Source organism: Streptomyces sp. NRRL S-31, assembly GCF_000718775.1.
Classification (GTDB): Bacteria; Actinomycetota; Actinomycetes; order Streptomycetales; family Streptomycetaceae; genus Streptomyces.
Genome location: NZ_JOCB01000044.1, coordinates 60,085 through 75,530 on the forward strand (window position 1 = coordinate 60,085; position 15,446 = coordinate 75,530).

General features: G+C 74.6%; 14 protein-coding genes. 5 read left to right on the top strand and 9 right to left on the bottom strand.

All coding sequences use genetic code 11. The features are described from left to right. Positions 1-46 precede the first annotated feature (46 nt). A complete protein-coding gene (locus IF37_RS0118820) occupies positions 47-523 on the top strand; it encodes a rhodanese-like domain-containing protein (RefSeq protein WP_030743736.1) in 477 nt (158 codons plus the stop codon). Positions 524-549: 26 nt separating this feature from the next. Next, entirely contained in the window at positions 550-1,059 is a 510-nt protein-coding gene (locus IF37_RS0118825) for an Imm21 family immunity protein (protein ID WP_030743738.1), read from the top strand. 44 nt (positions 1,060-1,103) lie between these two features. Here IF37_RS0118825 and IF37_RS0118830 read toward each other — a convergent pair whose 3' ends face one another. The 6 genes from IF37_RS0118830 to IF37_RS0118855 form a co-directional block, all read right to left on the bottom strand. Next, positions 1,104-2,342, bottom strand: a complete 1,239-nt coding sequence (locus IF37_RS0118830) for a cytochrome P450 (RefSeq protein ID WP_030743741.1) — start codon at positions 2,340-2,342, stop codon at positions 1,104-1,106. A 36-nt stretch (positions 2,343-2,378) separates the two neighbouring features. Then, positions 2,379-3,770, bottom strand: coding sequence for an NAD(P)/FAD-dependent oxidoreductase (locus tag IF37_RS0118835; protein ID WP_030743744.1), 1,392 nt, complete (start codon positions 3,768-3,770; stop codon positions 2,379-2,381). Beyond that, the gene (locus IF37_RS0118840; protein ID WP_030743747.1) at positions 3,760-3,990 is read right to left on the bottom strand and encodes a ferredoxin; all 231 of its coding nucleotides are present in this window, start codon (positions 3,988-3,990) and stop codon (positions 3,760-3,762) included. The genes IF37_RS0118835 and IF37_RS0118840 overlap by 11 nt, the downstream gene beginning before the upstream one ends. Before the next feature lie 160 nt (positions 3,991-4,150). After that, positions 4,151-4,828, bottom strand: coding sequence for a hypothetical protein (locus IF37_RS0118845; RefSeq protein WP_030743749.1), 678 nt, complete (start codon positions 4,826-4,828; stop codon positions 4,151-4,153). A 466-nt stretch (positions 4,829-5,294) separates the two neighbouring features. Beyond that, a complete protein-coding gene (locus tag IF37_RS0118850) occupies positions 5,295-6,986 on the bottom strand; it encodes a DUF885 domain-containing protein (protein WP_030743752.1) in 1,692 nt (563 codons plus the stop codon). Positions 6,987-7,038: 52 nt separating this feature from the next. Continuing rightward, a complete protein-coding gene (locus tag IF37_RS0118855; protein ID WP_030743755.1) occupies positions 7,039-7,524 on the bottom strand; it encodes an Lrp/AsnC family transcriptional regulator in 486 nt (161 codons plus the stop codon). 60 nt (positions 7,525-7,584) lie between these two features. Between IF37_RS0118855 and IF37_RS0118860 the strand changes: the two genes are divergently transcribed. Next, positions 7,585-8,787, top strand: a complete 1,203-nt coding sequence (locus tag IF37_RS0118860) for a PLP-dependent aspartate aminotransferase family protein (RefSeq protein WP_030743757.1) — start codon at positions 7,585-7,587, stop codon at positions 8,785-8,787. 223 nt (positions 8,788-9,010) lie between these two features. Here the strand turns inward: IF37_RS0118860 and IF37_RS0118865 are convergent, their stop codons facing one another. From IF37_RS0118865 to IF37_RS0118875, 3 genes are all read right to left on the bottom strand, one after another. After that, positions 9,011-10,420, bottom strand: a complete 1,410-nt coding sequence (locus IF37_RS0118865; RefSeq protein WP_253915800.1) for a GNAT family N-acetyltransferase — start codon at positions 10,418-10,420, stop codon at positions 9,011-9,013. Positions 10,421-10,541: 121 nt separating this feature from the next. Continuing rightward, positions 10,542-12,125, bottom strand: coding sequence for an alkaline phosphatase (locus IF37_RS0118870; RefSeq protein ID WP_030743761.1), 1,584 nt, complete (start codon positions 12,123-12,125; stop codon positions 10,542-10,544). 180 nt (positions 12,126-12,305) lie between these two features. Beyond that, positions 12,306-13,145 carry an alpha/beta fold hydrolase gene (locus IF37_RS0118875; protein ID WP_030743764.1) on the bottom strand — a complete coding sequence of 280 codons (840 nt, stop codon included), beginning with the start codon at positions 13,143-13,145 and terminating at the stop codon, positions 12,306-12,308. 146 nt (positions 13,146-13,291) lie between these two features. Here IF37_RS0118875 and IF37_RS0118880 point away from each other — a divergent pair, with 146 nt between their 5' ends. Then, complete coding sequence (locus IF37_RS0118880) at positions 13,292-14,176, top strand: RNA polymerase sigma-70 factor (protein WP_030743767.1); 885 nt, start codon at positions 13,292-13,294, stop codon at positions 14,174-14,176. Between the two features lie 280 nt (positions 14,177-14,456). Further along, positions 14,457-15,218: a GntR family transcriptional regulator gene (locus tag IF37_RS0118885; protein WP_030743770.1), complete on the top strand. Its 762-nt coding sequence runs from the start codon at positions 14,457-14,459 to the stop codon at positions 15,216-15,218. Positions 15,219-15,446: the final 228 nt, after the last annotated feature.

Sequence of the window (15,446 nt, forward strand, 5' to 3'; positions counted from 1 at the left end):
GGATCGTCCGTTCCCGGACCGGCCCGCCGACCATAGATTTCCGGTCATGACCGAAACGACCCGCCACAATCCCGTCCTGCGCGTCGCGCCCGCCGCCCCCGCCGCGGCGGCCGCCCACTTCCGGGCCCGCCTCGCCTTCCACACCGACGTCTCCGACGTGGCCGCCGCGCTGGCGGCCGGCGGCGACCCCGGCTTCGTCGTCGTGGACTCCCGCTCCACCGCCTCCTGGGACCAGGGCCATGTCCCCGGTGCCGTCCACCTGCCGACCGCGCTCGTCCCCGAGCTGGCCGAGCGACTCCTCGACAAGTCCGTGCCGGTGGTGACGTACTGCTGGGGCCCCGGCTGCGACGGCGCCACCCGTGCCGCGCTCGCCCTCGCCGAACTCGGCTACCGGGTCAAGGAGATGCTCGGCGGCTTCGAGTACTGGGCGCGCGAGGGCCTCGGTTACGAGACCTGGCGGGGCCCGGCACGCCGGGACCCCGATCCGCTGACCGCCCCGGTCGCGGGCGAGTGCGGCTGCTGAGCGGCGCCCGTGTAGGTTCTTGGCCCATGGCTCGATGCGCGGATACCGGCGGACCGGAGTGGGTGGAGTCGGGCGGCGGCCCGCTGATCGCGGTCCCCGAGGCGGTGCCGGCGTTCTGGGCGGGCGCCGACAGCGAGGAACTCGACACGGACTACGACCGGGCGTGCGAGGGCGGCGGCCGGGTCGGGCTGCTGCCGGTCGGCGACAGCGCGGCCCTGGTGTTCGGTGACGAACCCGACGCCACCTCCTTCCTGCCGGACCACGGCACCTTCGTCCGCCGCCCCGCCCACGACGCCGCCCCGCTCACCGGTGTCGGCGCCGCCCTCGACAGCGCGGTGTGGGGGAGCGAGGTGCGCTGGCGCGTGCCCGGGCCGGTGCTGCTGTTCGACGCGGCCCGGCCGGGCCGGGACGCGGGCCGGGCCGCGCATCTGCGGGTGCCGCTGCGGGCGGGCACGTACGCGGTGCGCGCCGCGTCCGTGCGGCCGGAGCCCGGCACCTCCCTCGGCCTGGTACGGCTCAGCCCGCTCGCGCCCTGACCCGGCACCCGCCCCGCCCGGCGGCTCAGTCCAGCCCCGGCGGCTCAGTCCAGCCCGTCGAAGGCGACGCGCAGATGCCGGGGCCCGCGCAGCACGGCGTTCGGCCGGTACGGCGGCGGGTCCTCGACCAGGCGCGGGTCCACCAGCCGCCGGGCCAGCTCGGAGAGCGCGACCTGGGCCTCCAGCCGGGCCAGCGGAGCGCCGAAACAGCTGTGGATGCCGCTGCCGAAGCCGAGGTGCTGGAGGTCCTCGCGGTCCGGGTCGAACCGCTCCGGGTCCTTGAACCGCTCCGGGTCCCGGTTCCCCGCGGCGAGCACCAGCCAGATCCGCGAGCCCTTCGGGATCGTCACCCCGCGCACCTCGACATCGGTGATGCAGGTGCGCTGCGGCACGAGCTGCACCGGCGGTTCGTAGCGCAGCAGTTCCTCCACGACCCTGACCGACAGCCCCGGATCCCGACGCAGCCGCCGCAGGTGCTCGGGGTGGCGCAGGAGGGTGAGCATGCCGTTGGTGATCAGGTTGACCGTCGTCTCGTGCCCGGCGATCAGCAGCAGCACCGAGGTGCTGAGCACCTCCATCATCGTCATCGCGCCGTCCGGGCCACGGCTGTTCACCAGGTCGGACAGCAGGTCGTCGCGCGGCTCCCTGGCCCGCTCCTCGACCAGCCCGGCCAGATACATGCCGAGCTGCATACGGGCCTCCTGCGCCGTCTTGTGCGACGCGGGGCCGCCGCCCTGGCCCGGGTCGGGCTCGAGGCTCGCCACCAGCGGGTCGACCCAGGTGCGGAATCTCGGCTCGTCCTCCCGGGGCACCCCGAGCAGCCGGCAGATCACGGTCACCGGGAACGGATAGGCGAACCGGTCCACCAGGTCGATCTCGCGCGCGTCCCCGAAGCCGTCGATCAGCGCGGTGACGATCTCCCGCATCTCGCCCCGCATGCCCTCGACCCGGCGCGGCCGGTGTGGCGGTCCGAAGCCGCGGTTGGCCATCCGCCGCAGCCGGTCGTGCTCGGGCGGGTCGAGGCGCAGGAAGGACGGCGGCAGCCCGCCCGTCTCCTCCGTCCGCCCCAGCTCGCCGTCGCCCGCGGCGGCCAGGTTGGCCGCGTCGGAGCTGATCCGCGGATCGTGCAGCAGGGCCTCGATGTCGTAGAACGAGCTGATGAGGTAGGGGCCGCCCTCCTCCTCGTGCAGGACCGGTGTCCTGCGGAGTTCCTCGTACAGCGGGTACGGGTCGGCGCGGTTCGCGAAGTCGGTGATCCGGTGCATCATCGAGGCTTGCGGCATGGCGGGTCCTTGGGGAGCGTCGGGCCGGGGCGGCGGTCAGTGACGGGAGGGGTGGAAGACCAGCTGCTGGTCGGCCGGCGAGTAACCGGTGAGGGTCACCATGGGGCCGTGGGTCGGCAGGGACGGGTCCGGGAACCCGGCCGGCACCGGCCGCCGGCCCTCGGGACGCCGGTCCATCGTCGGGAACTCCACCGGGAACGGGGCGCCCCGCTCGATCTGCCGCTGGTAGAACTCCAGCCAGCGTGTGTGGTCGAAGGTCACGGCGGCCACGATCCGGCCCTGGTAGCCGTAGACGCCGGCGAACCGGCGCTCGGCCAGCGAGCCCTGCGTGATCATGAGCTGCTCGCCCATGGGCGGCACCCCCACCGACTTGACGTTGACCCCGAACATCGACGACCAGAAGGCCGGCATCCACAGGTGGGGCCGCCGGTCGGCGGGCGCGCAGATCATGTTGTGCGCGGCCGTCTCCGCCTGCGCGACGGCGTTGCCCCAGTGCTCCAGCGAGAGGAACTGGTACCCGAACAGGGCGTGCGGGGAGCGCGCCACGTCACCCGCGACGAACACGTCGTCCGTGACGATGCCCCGGAAGTCGAAGGCACGGCAGCCCGCGTCACAGGCGATGCCCCGGGGCCCGGCGCCCAGTCCCGACCCGGTCAGCCACTCGGTGTTCCGCAGCGAGCCCAGCGAGACCACGACCACGTCCGCCTCGACGACCGTCTCGTCGGACAGATGGACCGCCCGCACCCGGCCGGCCGAGTCGCCCTCCAGCGCGGTCACCGTGACATGGGTGCGCAGGTCCACGCCGTTCTCCACGGCGAGGTCGGCCGCGACCGCGCCGATCACCCCGCCGAGCGCGCCCACCAGCGGCGCCCCCGCACGCTCCGCCACGGTCACCGGCACGCCCATCTCCCGGCAGGCCGAGGCGACCTCCGTACCGGCGAACCCGGCGCCGATCACGAACACCCGACGCGGCCCCGCCCGCAGCCGCCGGACCAGGTCGGCCGCGTCCTCGCGGGTGCGCAGCAGACAGACGCCGTCCAGCCGGGCCTCCTCCTCCTTCGGCCACGGCCGGGCGCGCACACCGGTCGCGATCAGCAGCCGGTCGTACTCCACCTCGTCCCCGTCGGCCAGCCTGACCCGCCTGGCCGGCAGATCCAGACCGGTCGCCGCGACACCCAGCCGCCACTTGGCGTCCGTCTCCCTGCGGTGCGGCAGCTCGGTGTGGTGCGGCGACGCCCTCCCCAGCAGCACCGCCTTGGACAGCGGCGGCCGGTCGTACGGCTCGTACGGCTCGTCACCGATCAGGGTCAGCTCCCCGGCGAACCCCTCGGCGCGCAGCGTCTCGGCGGCCCGCAGGCCCGCCAGCGAGGCGCCCACGATCACGATCCGCCCCTCGCGCCTGAGCCGTTCCACGTGGTCAGCGGCCATCGGAGCCCCCCTGGACCCCGCCCGTGCCGTCCAGCCCGTCCGCGGTGATCGCCTGTACCGGGCACGCGGCGACGGCCCGCGCCAGCCGCTCCCGCTGCTCCTCGTCCGCGCGCGGGTCGTAGAGCAGCGACTCCTCGCCGTGCATGGCGAAGACGTCGGGCGCGAGGAACGCGCACTGCGCGTACCCCTGACACTTGTTGAGATCGACGACGAGCCTCATCGACGCTCCGCCCTTCGGTGGCCAGGTCCGGTGCGCCGCACACGGCTCGCGCGGGCGGCTGTCGGACGGCGGTCGTCCCCCGTCCGCCAGCATGCGAGGGCGGACGGGGTGCCCGCGCGCCGGGCACGCCGATCGAGTGAGGCGCCGCGCGGGGCGCACCTCACCCGGCCGCGGCCGGCCGGGGCCGGTCCCGCGGGCCCACCGCCAGGATGTGCGCGCTGAGCAGGAGCGACCAGGCCGGGAAGACGAGTTCGGCCCAGGGCACGTTCGACGACAGGAAGAGCAGCGTCAGGGCGGTGAGGAAGCCCACGACGCTGAGCCACCGGGGCAGGACGCCCAGCCGGTGGCCGATCACCGACATGGACGACACGAACACGGCCGCCATCCGCATGGCGTACTCCGTCATCAGCGCGTACGTGAAGTGGCGGCCGAAATCCCAGCCGGCCGGCAGCGGCGGCGGGCCGGCCGGGTGGGCCACGGCGAGCACCGCGCCCGCCGCCGCGGCGGCACCGAAGATCGTGGCGGTGAAGACCAGGCCGCTGCCCAGGAAGGCGGTGGCGAGGAACTTGTCCTCCACGGCGCCGATGTGCGCGCGGACCGCGCCGATGAACCACAGGAAGAAGATCCCGGCGAACGGCACCAGCGCGAGCGCCGCGCGCAGTGCCTCGCGCCGCCCCGGGTCCGTGGAGACCCGCGGGGCCGCCGCGTCGGCCCCTTCCGGAATCCCCAGCCTGACCAGGACCATCGCCGCCGCCAGGAGCAGCGCGAAGACGACTCCGGCCAGCCCCGCGGCGCGGGGGGCCCGCAGCGCCTCCTGCCCCGGCCCCTGTTCCGGCATGCCGGCCCGCCTTCCCGTGTCGGCCCCCGGCACCAGCCAGCCACCCACCCCGGGCCCACGCCACCGGGAGACGGCCGTACGGCCGATGGGATACCGGTGCGCGGGTGGCGGGACCGCGCCCGCCACCGCCGGCCACCGTCGACGCCCCGCCGACGAGCGGATCGCCCGGGTCGGCTCCCCGGCCGGTGGAGCCCCGGCAGGGCGACGCACGCGGGGCGGCGGGCGACCCCGCCGCCACGCGCCGGGGACCGGGGCACGGGGTCCCCGTTCGAGGCGGAGCCGGGGACCGGAGCGTCGGCCCTCTGTGTGGGGCGGGGCCGGGACCGGGGTGTCGGCCCCCCTCGTGTGGGGCGGGGCCGGGTCCGGGGTGTCGGCCCCCCTCGTGCGGGGCGGAGCCGGGTCCGGGGTGTCGGCCCCCGTGCGGGGCGGAGCCGGGGAGGACCGGGGAACGGGGTCCCCGTACGGGTCAGAGCCGGGACAGCTCGTCCACCAGGTCGTCCAGCCCCAGCGACCCCTGCGACAGCGCCGCCATGTGCCAGGACTTCAGGTCGAACGCGTCGCCGTGCCGCTCGCTCGCCTTCTCCCGGCCCAGCAGCCAGGCCCGCTCGCCCAGCTTGTAGCCGATCGCCTGGCCCGGCATGGTCAGGTACCGGGTCAGCTCGCTCTCCACGAAGTCCGCCGGGCGGCTGCTGTGCGCGCCGAAGAACTCCTGCGCCAGCTCCGGGGTCCAGCGCTCACCCGGGTGGAACGGGGAGTCGGCCGGGATCTCCAGCTCCAGGTGCATGCCGATGTCGATGATGACCCGGACCGCGCGCATCATCTGCGCGTCCAGGTAGCCCAGCCGCTCCTCCGGGTCGCCGAGGTAGCCCAGCTCGTCCATCAGCCGCTCCGCGTACAGCGCCCAGCCCTCGGCGTTGGCGCTGACGATGCCGACCGTCGCCTGGTAGCGGGACAGGTCCTCGGCCACGTGCGCCCACTGCGCGAGCTGGAGGTGGTGGCCGGGCACACCCTCGTGGTACCAGGTCGAGACCAGGTCGTAGACCGGGAACCGGGTCAGGCCCATCGTGGGCAGCCAGGTGCGGCCGGGCCGGGAGAAGTCCTCCGACGGGCCCGTGTAGTACGGGGCCGCCGCGCCGCCGGGCGGGGCGATCCGCGACTCCACCCGGCGCACCCGCTCGGCGAGTTCGAAGTGGGTGCCGTCCAGCTCCCGGATCGCCTTGTCCATCAGGTCCTGGAGCCACTGGCGGACCTCGTCCACGCCCTCGATGTGCCGCCCGTGCTCGTCCAGGTGGGCGAGCGCGGCCCACGGCGTCGCGGCGCCGGGCAGGATCTTCTCCGCCTCCCGCTCCATCTCGCCCAGGATCCGGTGGAACTCCGCCCAGCCGTAGGCGTACGCCTCGTCCAGGTCCAGGTCGGTGCCGTTGAAGTAGCGCGACCAGCGCGCGTACCGCTCCCGGCCGACCACGTCCGGGGCGCCCTCGATCGCCGGCGCGTACACGTCCCGCAGCCAGTCCCGCAGTTCCACCAGGGCGGCGGTCGCCGACCGCGCCGCCTCGTCCAGCTCCGTGCGCAGGCCCTCGGGTCCCGCGGCGGCGAAGTCCTCGTACCAGCCGCGGCCCCCGCCGTCCGGACCCGCCCACTCGGTGAGCTGGCCGATGAAGGTGGCGGTCGGCCGCGGCGGCGCGAACAGCTTGCGCTCCAGACCGGCTTCGAGCGACGCGCGGTAGCCGGCGAGCGCGCCCGGTACCGCCCGCAGCCGCTCGGCGATCGCCGCCCAGTCCTCGTCCGTCTCCGCCGGGGTGACCGTGAAGATCTCCCGCACCGCGTGGCCGGGCGTGTGCATGTTGCCGACCTCACGCAGGTGTTCACCCGCCTCGTGCATCGCCAGCGCGGCGGTCAGCCGCTCCCGCAGCAGCCGCCCGCAGCGCCGCTCCACATCGCTGTCGGCACCGGGCCGCCGCTCCGCCTCGTCCAGCTTCGCCAGCGTCTCCCGCGCCAGCCGCGCCTGCGCCTCCGCGCCCGCGGGCGAGTAGTCGGGCAGCTTGCTCGAACTCTCCGGCACCCCGAGGTACGTGCCGGTGACCGGGTCGAGGGCGATGAGGTCGTCCACGTATGCGTCGGCGACCTGACGGGGCAGCGGGATCTGGGTCTCAGACATGCGGCCCATCCTCGTACGAGAAGGATCTCCGCGTCACCCACGTTCCGGGGATTCAGCTCTCGGCGTGGCCGGGCGGCAGCAGCGGTCCGCACTCCCACTGCTGGAAGATCAGCCGGGTCTCCACCCGGGCCACCTCGCGCCGCGCCGTGAACTCGTCCAGCACCAGCCGCTGGAGATCGGCCATGTCCGCGACCGCCACGTGCACCAGATAGTCGTCGGGCCCGGTCAGATGGAACACCGTCCGCGCCTCCGGCAGCGCCCGGACGCGCTCCACGAACGGTCCCACCAGCTCGCGCCGGTGCGGCCGTACCTGCACCGACAGCAGCGCCTGGAGGCCGCGGCCGAGTCTGGCGGGGTCGAGTTGCAGCCGGTGGCCGAGGATCACGCCCGAGCGGCGCAGCCGGGCCACCCGGTCCAGGCAGGTCGACGGCGCCACGCCCACCTGCGCGGCGAGGTCGCGGTAGGTGGTCCGGGCGTCGTTCTGCAACAGCCGCAGCAGACGCAGATCCACCGGATCCAGTACGACGGAATCGGACACCGGCCGAACGTAGCACGGCGTTCACGCCCCCGGAACCGTCCGATGTTCACCCTTCCCGTCATGGACACAGCGAGCACGAGTGCCTACGACGACGTACGCACCGCACCGAGAGCCCTGGCCACCGAGGCCGTGCACGCCGGCCGCGACGACCTCGCCCGCCAGGGCCTGCACGCCCCGCCGATCGACCTGTCCACCACCTATCCCTCCTACGACAGCCGGGCCGAGGCGGCCCGGATCGACGCCTTCGCCACCGACGGCGCCGACCCGGCCGGCCCGCCCGTCTACGGCCGCCTGGGCAACCCGACCGTCGCCCGCTTCGAGACCGCCCTCGCCCGGCTGGAGGGCACCGAGTCCGCGGTCGCCTTCGCCAGCGGCATGGCCGCGCTCAGCGCCGTGCTCCTCGCCCGGTCGGCCGTGGGCCTGCGCCATGTCGTCGCGGTACGGCCGCTGTACGGCTGTAGCGACCACCTGCTGACCGCAGGGCTGCTCGGCACGGAGGTCACCTGGACCGACCCGGCCGGCATCGCGGACGCCATCCGCCCGGACACGGGTCTGGTGATGGTCGAGTCGCCGGCCAACCCGACCCTCGCCGAACTCGACCTGCGGGCCGTCGCCCACTCCTGCGGCTCGGTGCCGCTGCTCGCCGACAACACCTTCGCCACACCCGTGCTCCAGCGCCCGGCGGAGCGGGGCGCGCGGCTGGTGCTGCACAGCGCCACCAAGTACCTCGGCGGCCATGGCGACGTGCTGGCCGGAGTCGTCGCCTGCGACGAGGAGTTCGCGGGCCGGCTGCGGCAGATCCGGTTCGCCACCGGGGGAGTCCTGCACCCGCTGGCCGGGTACCTGCTGCTGCGCGGCCTGTCCACGCTGCCGGTCCGGGTGCGGGCGGCGTCCGCGAACGCCGCCGAACTGGCCCGCCGGCTCACCGCCGACCCGCGGGTGGCCCGGGTGCGGTACCCGCGGCTCGGCGGGGCGATGGTCGCCTTCGAGGTGCACGGCGACCCGCACGAGGTGATCTCCCGGGTCCGGCTGGTCACCCCGGCGGTGAGCCTGGGCAGCGTCGACACGCTCATCCAGCACCCCGCGTCGATCAGCCACCGCATCGTGGACGCCGAGGACCGGCGCGGAGCGGGGGTGAGCGACCGGCTGCTGCGGCTGTCGGTCGGCCTGGAGGACGTGGACGACCTCTGGGCGGACCTGGACCAGGCCCTGGGCGCCCCCCGGGAACGCCAGGTGGCACCCCTCCGCGAGGCGATCCGCTGAGCCCCGTCGCCCGGCGTCGACGAGAGCACGGGGGCGTGCGCGCCGGTGTGCCACTGCGCCCCGGCCCGGGCCGGCGCACGGGCGGTTCGCGTCACCGGGCTTCGGCACGGTAGGGGGTTGTGCCGAGCCGGGCCGGGCCGTCCGGTGTCGCGGGCCGGGCCGGGGTGGCCCGGCTCGGCGGTGGGCTTCGGTCCGTGGTGTGACCGGGGCGCGGGCGGTTGGTTCAGGTGAGGTGCGGGGGCTGGGACCGGGGTGCCGTGGGGACCGGGGCCGGGTCCAGGCGGGCCGTGATGACCAGCGTGCCCTCCTCGACCTGGTAGTCCAGCGGCAGCCCGAGGCCGCGCATCGCGGCGACCATGCCGGTGTTGGACGCCTTGGTCACGGCGTACACGCTCGCGCACCCGGCCTCGGCCGCCATCGCCACCAGCCGGCCGAGCAGTTCGCCGCCGACGCCGCGCCGCTGCCACTCGTCCTCGACCAGCAGCGCCACCTCCGTCTCGTCCCCGTCCCACAGCAGGTGCCCGAGGCCCACGATCCGGCCGGAGGCGGTCTGCGCGGCCAGGGTGCGGCCGTAGCGGGGGCTGAGCAGGTGGTTCAGATAGCGGTCCGCGTCACCGACCGGGCCGTGGTAACGCAGCCCGAGGGTGCGCGACGAGCACCGCTCGTGCATCTCCCGGGCCGCGGCCAGGTCCCCGGTGTCGACCCGGCGCACGGTGATGTCGTCGCCCTCGGGCAGCGTCAGCACGTCCTGGCTCTGCGGGATGCGCGGACCGAGCCGCCCGTCCAGCTCCACCAGCGCCCGGGCGCGCGCGAACTCCGTCGGGGTGAACGGCAGGTACGGCCGCTCCACGGTGAGCACACCGCCCTCGGGCGCCGGCAGCCGCATCACGGTGTCCTCCAGGACCCCCTCGGCCGGCACCGGCTCCGGGCCCCGGCCCCCGCCGGACGATGTGCCGGGCAGCGACCAAATCGTGCAGCGGCCCAGCAACTGGCGCAGCGCCAGCGGCAGTTCGGAGGTGTCCAGGGCGGTACGGGTGGCGAGCGCGAGCACCCGGGTGGGCGCGTCGACCAGATCGTGGGCGTCGGCGCGCTCGATCCAGGTGGAGGTACCCCCGGCCAGCGCGACCGCCCGGGTCAGCTCGGCCGCCCCCAGCGCGCCCGGGGCCCGCAGCAGGAACTCGTCCACCGTGCCGTCGGCCAGCGGATGCGTCTGGAGGCTCAGGATGTCCACGTGGTGCTCGGCGAGCGCCGTGCACAGGGCGGCCAGGGAACCCGGCTCGTCCTTCACCGTCGTCCGCATCCGCCACAGCACGCCGGCGACCTCGTCGGCGGCGGACCTCCCGGACCGTTCGGACTGCCCGGCCGGCCGCGTCTCGGCGGCCGGCCGGGCACCGGTATCGCTCACCGGCGGCGCGTGTCCGTGGCGGCGTGCCCACCACACGTGGAAGCCGGCCGTCGCGGCCAGCACGATCGCCGAGATCATGAGCAGGGCCGGGCCGTCCGGCCCGTGCCCGATCAGGTTCGCCACCGCGTCCGCGACGGCCACCGCAGTGAAGAGCGCGGCGAGTTCGACGACGTCCCGCCGCCAGTGGTGCACGGGCCGCCCGTGCCTCGCCCGGGTCACGTCAGGCATGTCTGGAGTCATGCAGCCACTGTGGAGCAGAGGTGTTGCGTGATCACGAACTGCTTGTGACCGATGGGTAAAGCATGCTCCGTCCCATTTATCGGGCTTTCAACGGACGCCCCGCCTGTCGCTACTGCCCGACCCGTCCCGGCTTCAGCGTCCGGGTGAACAGTACCGTGCCGTCCTGCTCCCGCAGCCGTACCGTCAGCTCGCCGCTGCCGCCGTCGATGTCGACCTCGCCGAAGAACTGGTAGCCGCCCGCGGGCGAGACGTTCGACGCGGTGGGCGCCTTCACGAACACCCGTTCCGGGCCGAAGGTCGCGTCCAGCGCGCTGGCCGGGAAGGCGCCCGCGTTCAGCGGTCCGGAGACGAACTCCCAGAATGGCTCGAAGTCGGTGAACGCGGCCCGGGACGGCTGGTAGTGCTGGGCCGAGGTGTGGTGCACGTCCGCCGTCAGCCACAGCGTGCCGGTGATCCGCCGGTGCTTGATGAACCGCAGCAGCTCGGCGATCTGGAGCTCCCGGCCGAGCGGCGCGCCCGGGTCGCCCTGGGCCACCGCCTCGAAGTTCGGCTCGTTCTCCGTGGTGTCGGGCACCACGAGACCGATCGGCATGTCGGCGGCGATCACCTTCCACACCGCGCGCGACCGGGCCAGCTCCCGCTTGAGCCACTCCAGCTGCTCCCGGCCGAGGATGCCCTGCGGGTCCACGGTCTGGTCGTCGGGGGAGTTGGCGTTGCGGTAGGTCCGCATGTCGAGCACGAACACGTCCAGCAGCGGGCCCTGGCGCAGCACCCGGTAGACGCGGCCGTCCTTCGCCCCGGGCCGCAGCGTGGAGACCGGGAAGTACTCGCCGAACGCCCGCCGGGCGCGCGCGGCGAGCACGTCGATGCTCTTCTCGGTGTAGCGGGTGTCGGAGGAGGCGATCACCTCGCCCGGGTACCAGTTGTTGCGCACCTCGTGGTCGTCCCACGAGATGACCGACGGCACCTGGGCGTTGAACCGCCGGAGGTTGTCGTCCAGCAGGTTGTACCGGAAGTTGCCCCGGTACTCGGCGAGGGTCTCGGCGACCTTCGCCTTCTCCTCGGTGGTGATGTTCCGCCAGGTGCCGCCGTCGGGCAGCGCCTGGGTGGCGGTGATCGGGCCGTCGGCGTAGATGTTGTCGCCGCTGCACAGGAAGAAGTCGGGGTCCAGCCTGGCCATGGCGTCGTAGATGCGGTAGCCGCCGCGGTCTGGGTTGATGCCCCAGCCCTGGCCGGCCAGGTCGCCCGACCACAGGAAGCGCACGCCGTCCCGGCGGCGCCGGGCAACCGTGCGGAAGGTGCCGGTCACGGGCTCGCCGGTGCGGCGCGGGTCGTCCGGGTCGGCGAGCAGGACGCGGTAGTGGATCTGCTCGCCGGACGGCAGGCCGTGCAGCCGGGTGGTGCCGGTGAAGTCCGTGTCGGCGCCCAGCAGCGGGCCCTGCCACCTGCGCGGGTCGCGGAACGACTCGGTGGCCGCGGTCTCCACGATCATCCGGGCGGGCCGGTCCGCGCGCACCCACACCAGGCCGGAGTCGGCGGTCACGTCACCGGTCTGGACGCCCCAGCCGGCGCCGGGGCGTCCGGAGCGGGCGAACGCCGGGGCCGCGCCCAGACCGACGGGCAGGGTCAGGGCCGCCGACGTGGCGAGGGAGCCGCGCAGCACGCTGCGACGGCCGAACGAACGGTGGGACATGACTGCGCCTCCAGGGACGGGATCCGGCCAATGTGCACAGCCACACCTACTGGTGCGCTGCGGCGCGCACGCGAACCGGAGGTGAACAACCGGCCGTGACGGGGTACGACCGGTCGTGCCCGCCGCCGGAGGGGCGTCGTCAGTCCGCTGGGCGGCTGCCGTCCCGGATGAGGGGCGCCGTCAGTCCGCCCGGCGGCTGCCGTCCAGGATGACCCGGGCGACCAGGGCCGGGTCGTCGTTCATCGGGACGTGGCCGCAGCCGGGCAGTCGCACCAGCCGGGCGTGCGGGATGAGCCGCTTGGCGCGGATGCCCTGGCGCCGCACGAGGATGCGGTCCCGGGTGCCCCACGCCACCGTGACCGGCAGGCCCGGCAGGTCGTCGGTGAACCGGACGCCGGTGCCGGCCCGCAGGGTCGCCCCGAAGCCGGGGGCCGTGGCGAGCGCGAGCGTCTCGGCGACCACGGCGTCCGGCGAACGGCGTCCGGGCCGCGCGTAGATGGTGCTGGTCAGTGCGGTGCGGCCGGCCGCGGTGCGGGACAGCCGCCGCACCAGCGGCAGCGGCAGCCGCTGGGCGATGCCTCGCATCGCGAGCAGTACCGTGAAGGCGTACCGCCGCTCCGCCTCGGTCCAGAAACCGGCGGGGGACAGGACGGTGACGGACCGTGCGAGCTTCTCGTGGCCCAGCTCGAGCGCGAGCAGGCCGCCCAGCGAGTTGCCGGCGACGTGCGGCCGGTCCAGTTCCAGCGCCTCGAACAGCGCGCCGAGCACGGCGTTGGTGGTCGGCAGGTCGTAGGCCAGGCCGTCCGGCAGTCCGGGGGAGGCGCCGAAGCCCGGCAGGTCTACGGAGATCACCTCGCGCTCGGTGGCCAGGATGTCCACGACCGGGTCCCAGGCCTGGAGGTGGTGGCCGATGCCGTGCAGCAGGACCAGCGGTTCGCCGCGGCCCACGCGCGCGTAGGAGACGGTCACGTCGCTCGGACCGTGCGGGGCGGGGACCTTGAAGGAGACGGTGGCGGACATGGTGTGCTCCTCGTCTGGGCGGCCGGCGGAATCCGTAGACAGCTTGTCAGTAATTGCTACCAGCGGGTAGCCCCCGGGCGGCCGGACCCGCGGAGCCGGATGCTCCGGGGTGGACACCGCGGGGCCCGTCGGATGGGATGGACCCCGTGACCGCCGACCTCGCCACGGACGTCTTCGAAGAGCACCGGCCCCTGCTGACGGGCGTCGCGTACCGCATGCTCGGCCGGGTCGCCGACGCCGAGGACGTGGTGCAGGAGGCATGGCTGCGCTGGTACCACGCCGACCGCGCGGAGGTCCGCGAACCCCGCGCCTACCTGGTACGCGTCACCACCCGGCTGGCCATCGACCGGCTGCGCCAGGTGCGGGCGCGCGGCGAGGCGTACCCCGGGCCGTGGCTGCCGGAGCCCTACCTCACGGAGTTCGCCGACACCGCCCCGGACTCCGCCGAGCGCGCCGTCCTGGCCGACACCGTCTCCCTCGCCGTCCTGATCGTCCTGGAGTCGCTGTCCCCGCTGGAACGGGCGGTCTTCGTGCTCAGGGAGGCGTTCGGTTACCCGTATGCCGAGATCGCCGCGCTGCTGGACCGGGCGGAACCGGCGGTACGGCAGCTCGCCGGGCGGGCCCGCCGGCACGTGGCGGAGCGGCGCCCGCGGTACGAGGTGGACCCCGCCCGGCGCCGGGACCTGACGGAACGTTTCCTTGCCGCCGCGGGCGAGGGCGACCTGGCGGGGCTGATGTCCCTGCTCGCCCCGGACGTCCGGCTCGTCGGCGACAGCGGCGGCAAGGCCAAGGCGCCGGTACGCGTCCTGCGCACCGCCGACAAGGTGGGCCGTTTCCTCGTCGGTGCCGCGCGTTCGGCCCCGGCGGACCTCTCCTTCCGCGTCCTGGAGGTCAACGGAGGTCCCGCCCTGCTGCTCCTGTCCGGTGGCAAGCCCGACAGCCTGGTCCAGGTGGACATCGCCGACGGCCGGGTCACGTCCGTGTACGTCCTCCGCAACCCGGACAAACTCCGGTACCTCGCCGACCGGTGAGCCACCGCCCCACCTCGTGAGCCACCGCCCCACCCCGTGAGCCCCCGTCGTCCGGCGGGGGCTCCGGCGTGCGACGAGGACTTTGCCGCGATGTCACAGACGCCGTCGCGCGCGAACGCCACGTGAACGCTTCGCCGCCGGACGGCCGAGTACCGGCGAGGCGACGAGGATTGGTCTTGACCAAGGGTGGCGGTCGCCCTATGGTCGCAGATAAGTGCAACAACCTTTAATAAACAAGGGCGCCAAAAACCGCCGGACCACGGCTCTTGCGGAGGACAGGGTGGGGACCACGCAGCTGGACTCGGTACCGGAACCGAAGTACTGGCATCTCAAGACCGTGCTGAGCGAGGCACTCGACTCCGAGTTCTCGGTCGGCGAGATCCTGCCCAACGAACGTGAGCTGGCCGCCCGTTTCGGCGTGGCCCGCGCCACGCTGCGCCAGGCCCTCGAACAGCTGGAGCTGGAAGGCCGGCTCCAGCGCCGCCGCGGGGTCGGCACGACCGTCGCGCCCCCGCGCGTGGGCGTGGCCGTCGGCACGGAGCAGCACGCCTGGCCGGGCGCCGCCGGAGACGCCTGGCAGCCCGTCGACTGCGCCCAGGCCACGCCGCCCGCCGCGGTCGCCGCGGCGCTGGAGACCGGCGCGGACGAGACGGTGCACGCCGTGCGCCGTTCGCGTATGTCGCACGGCCAGCAGGTCGCCACCGAACTCCTCTACATCCCGGTGGCCTCGGTGCCCGGTCTGACCGCGATCGACGCACCGTCCGGCGCGGCACGCGCGCGTGCCGTGCTGCGCGAACTCCAGCACCTGACGCTGGATGGAGAGGAGCGCGCCGTCGAACTGGGCTCCGCGCGCGCGGACGACGCCCGGCAACTCGACCGGCTGCCCGGCTCGCCCGTGCTCGTGGTCACCACCCGCTTCCTCGTCCAGGGCCGCACCGCGGCCCTCTCGGTGGCCACCTATCGCGCCGACACCTGCCGGCTGACGTTCGGTGAGTCGGCGGACGTGGAGATACACCACGACCCGGAACAGCGGGCTTCCTGACGGCTCCGTGCTCCCCGGGCGGCGTCACCGGCACTGAACGGGACCGCCGGCCCGGGGCACGGGACCGTACGGCGCGCGGCTCCCCGCGCGGCCGGAACCAGCCGGGCGCCCTGTGCCCCAGGTGCCCCGACCGGGCCTACGACGGTGCCGTGCCGGGGCACCCGGGGTGCCGCCCCGGACGCACGGCGCCCGCGCCGCCGAGTGCCCCCGCGCCGCCCCCGCCACGCC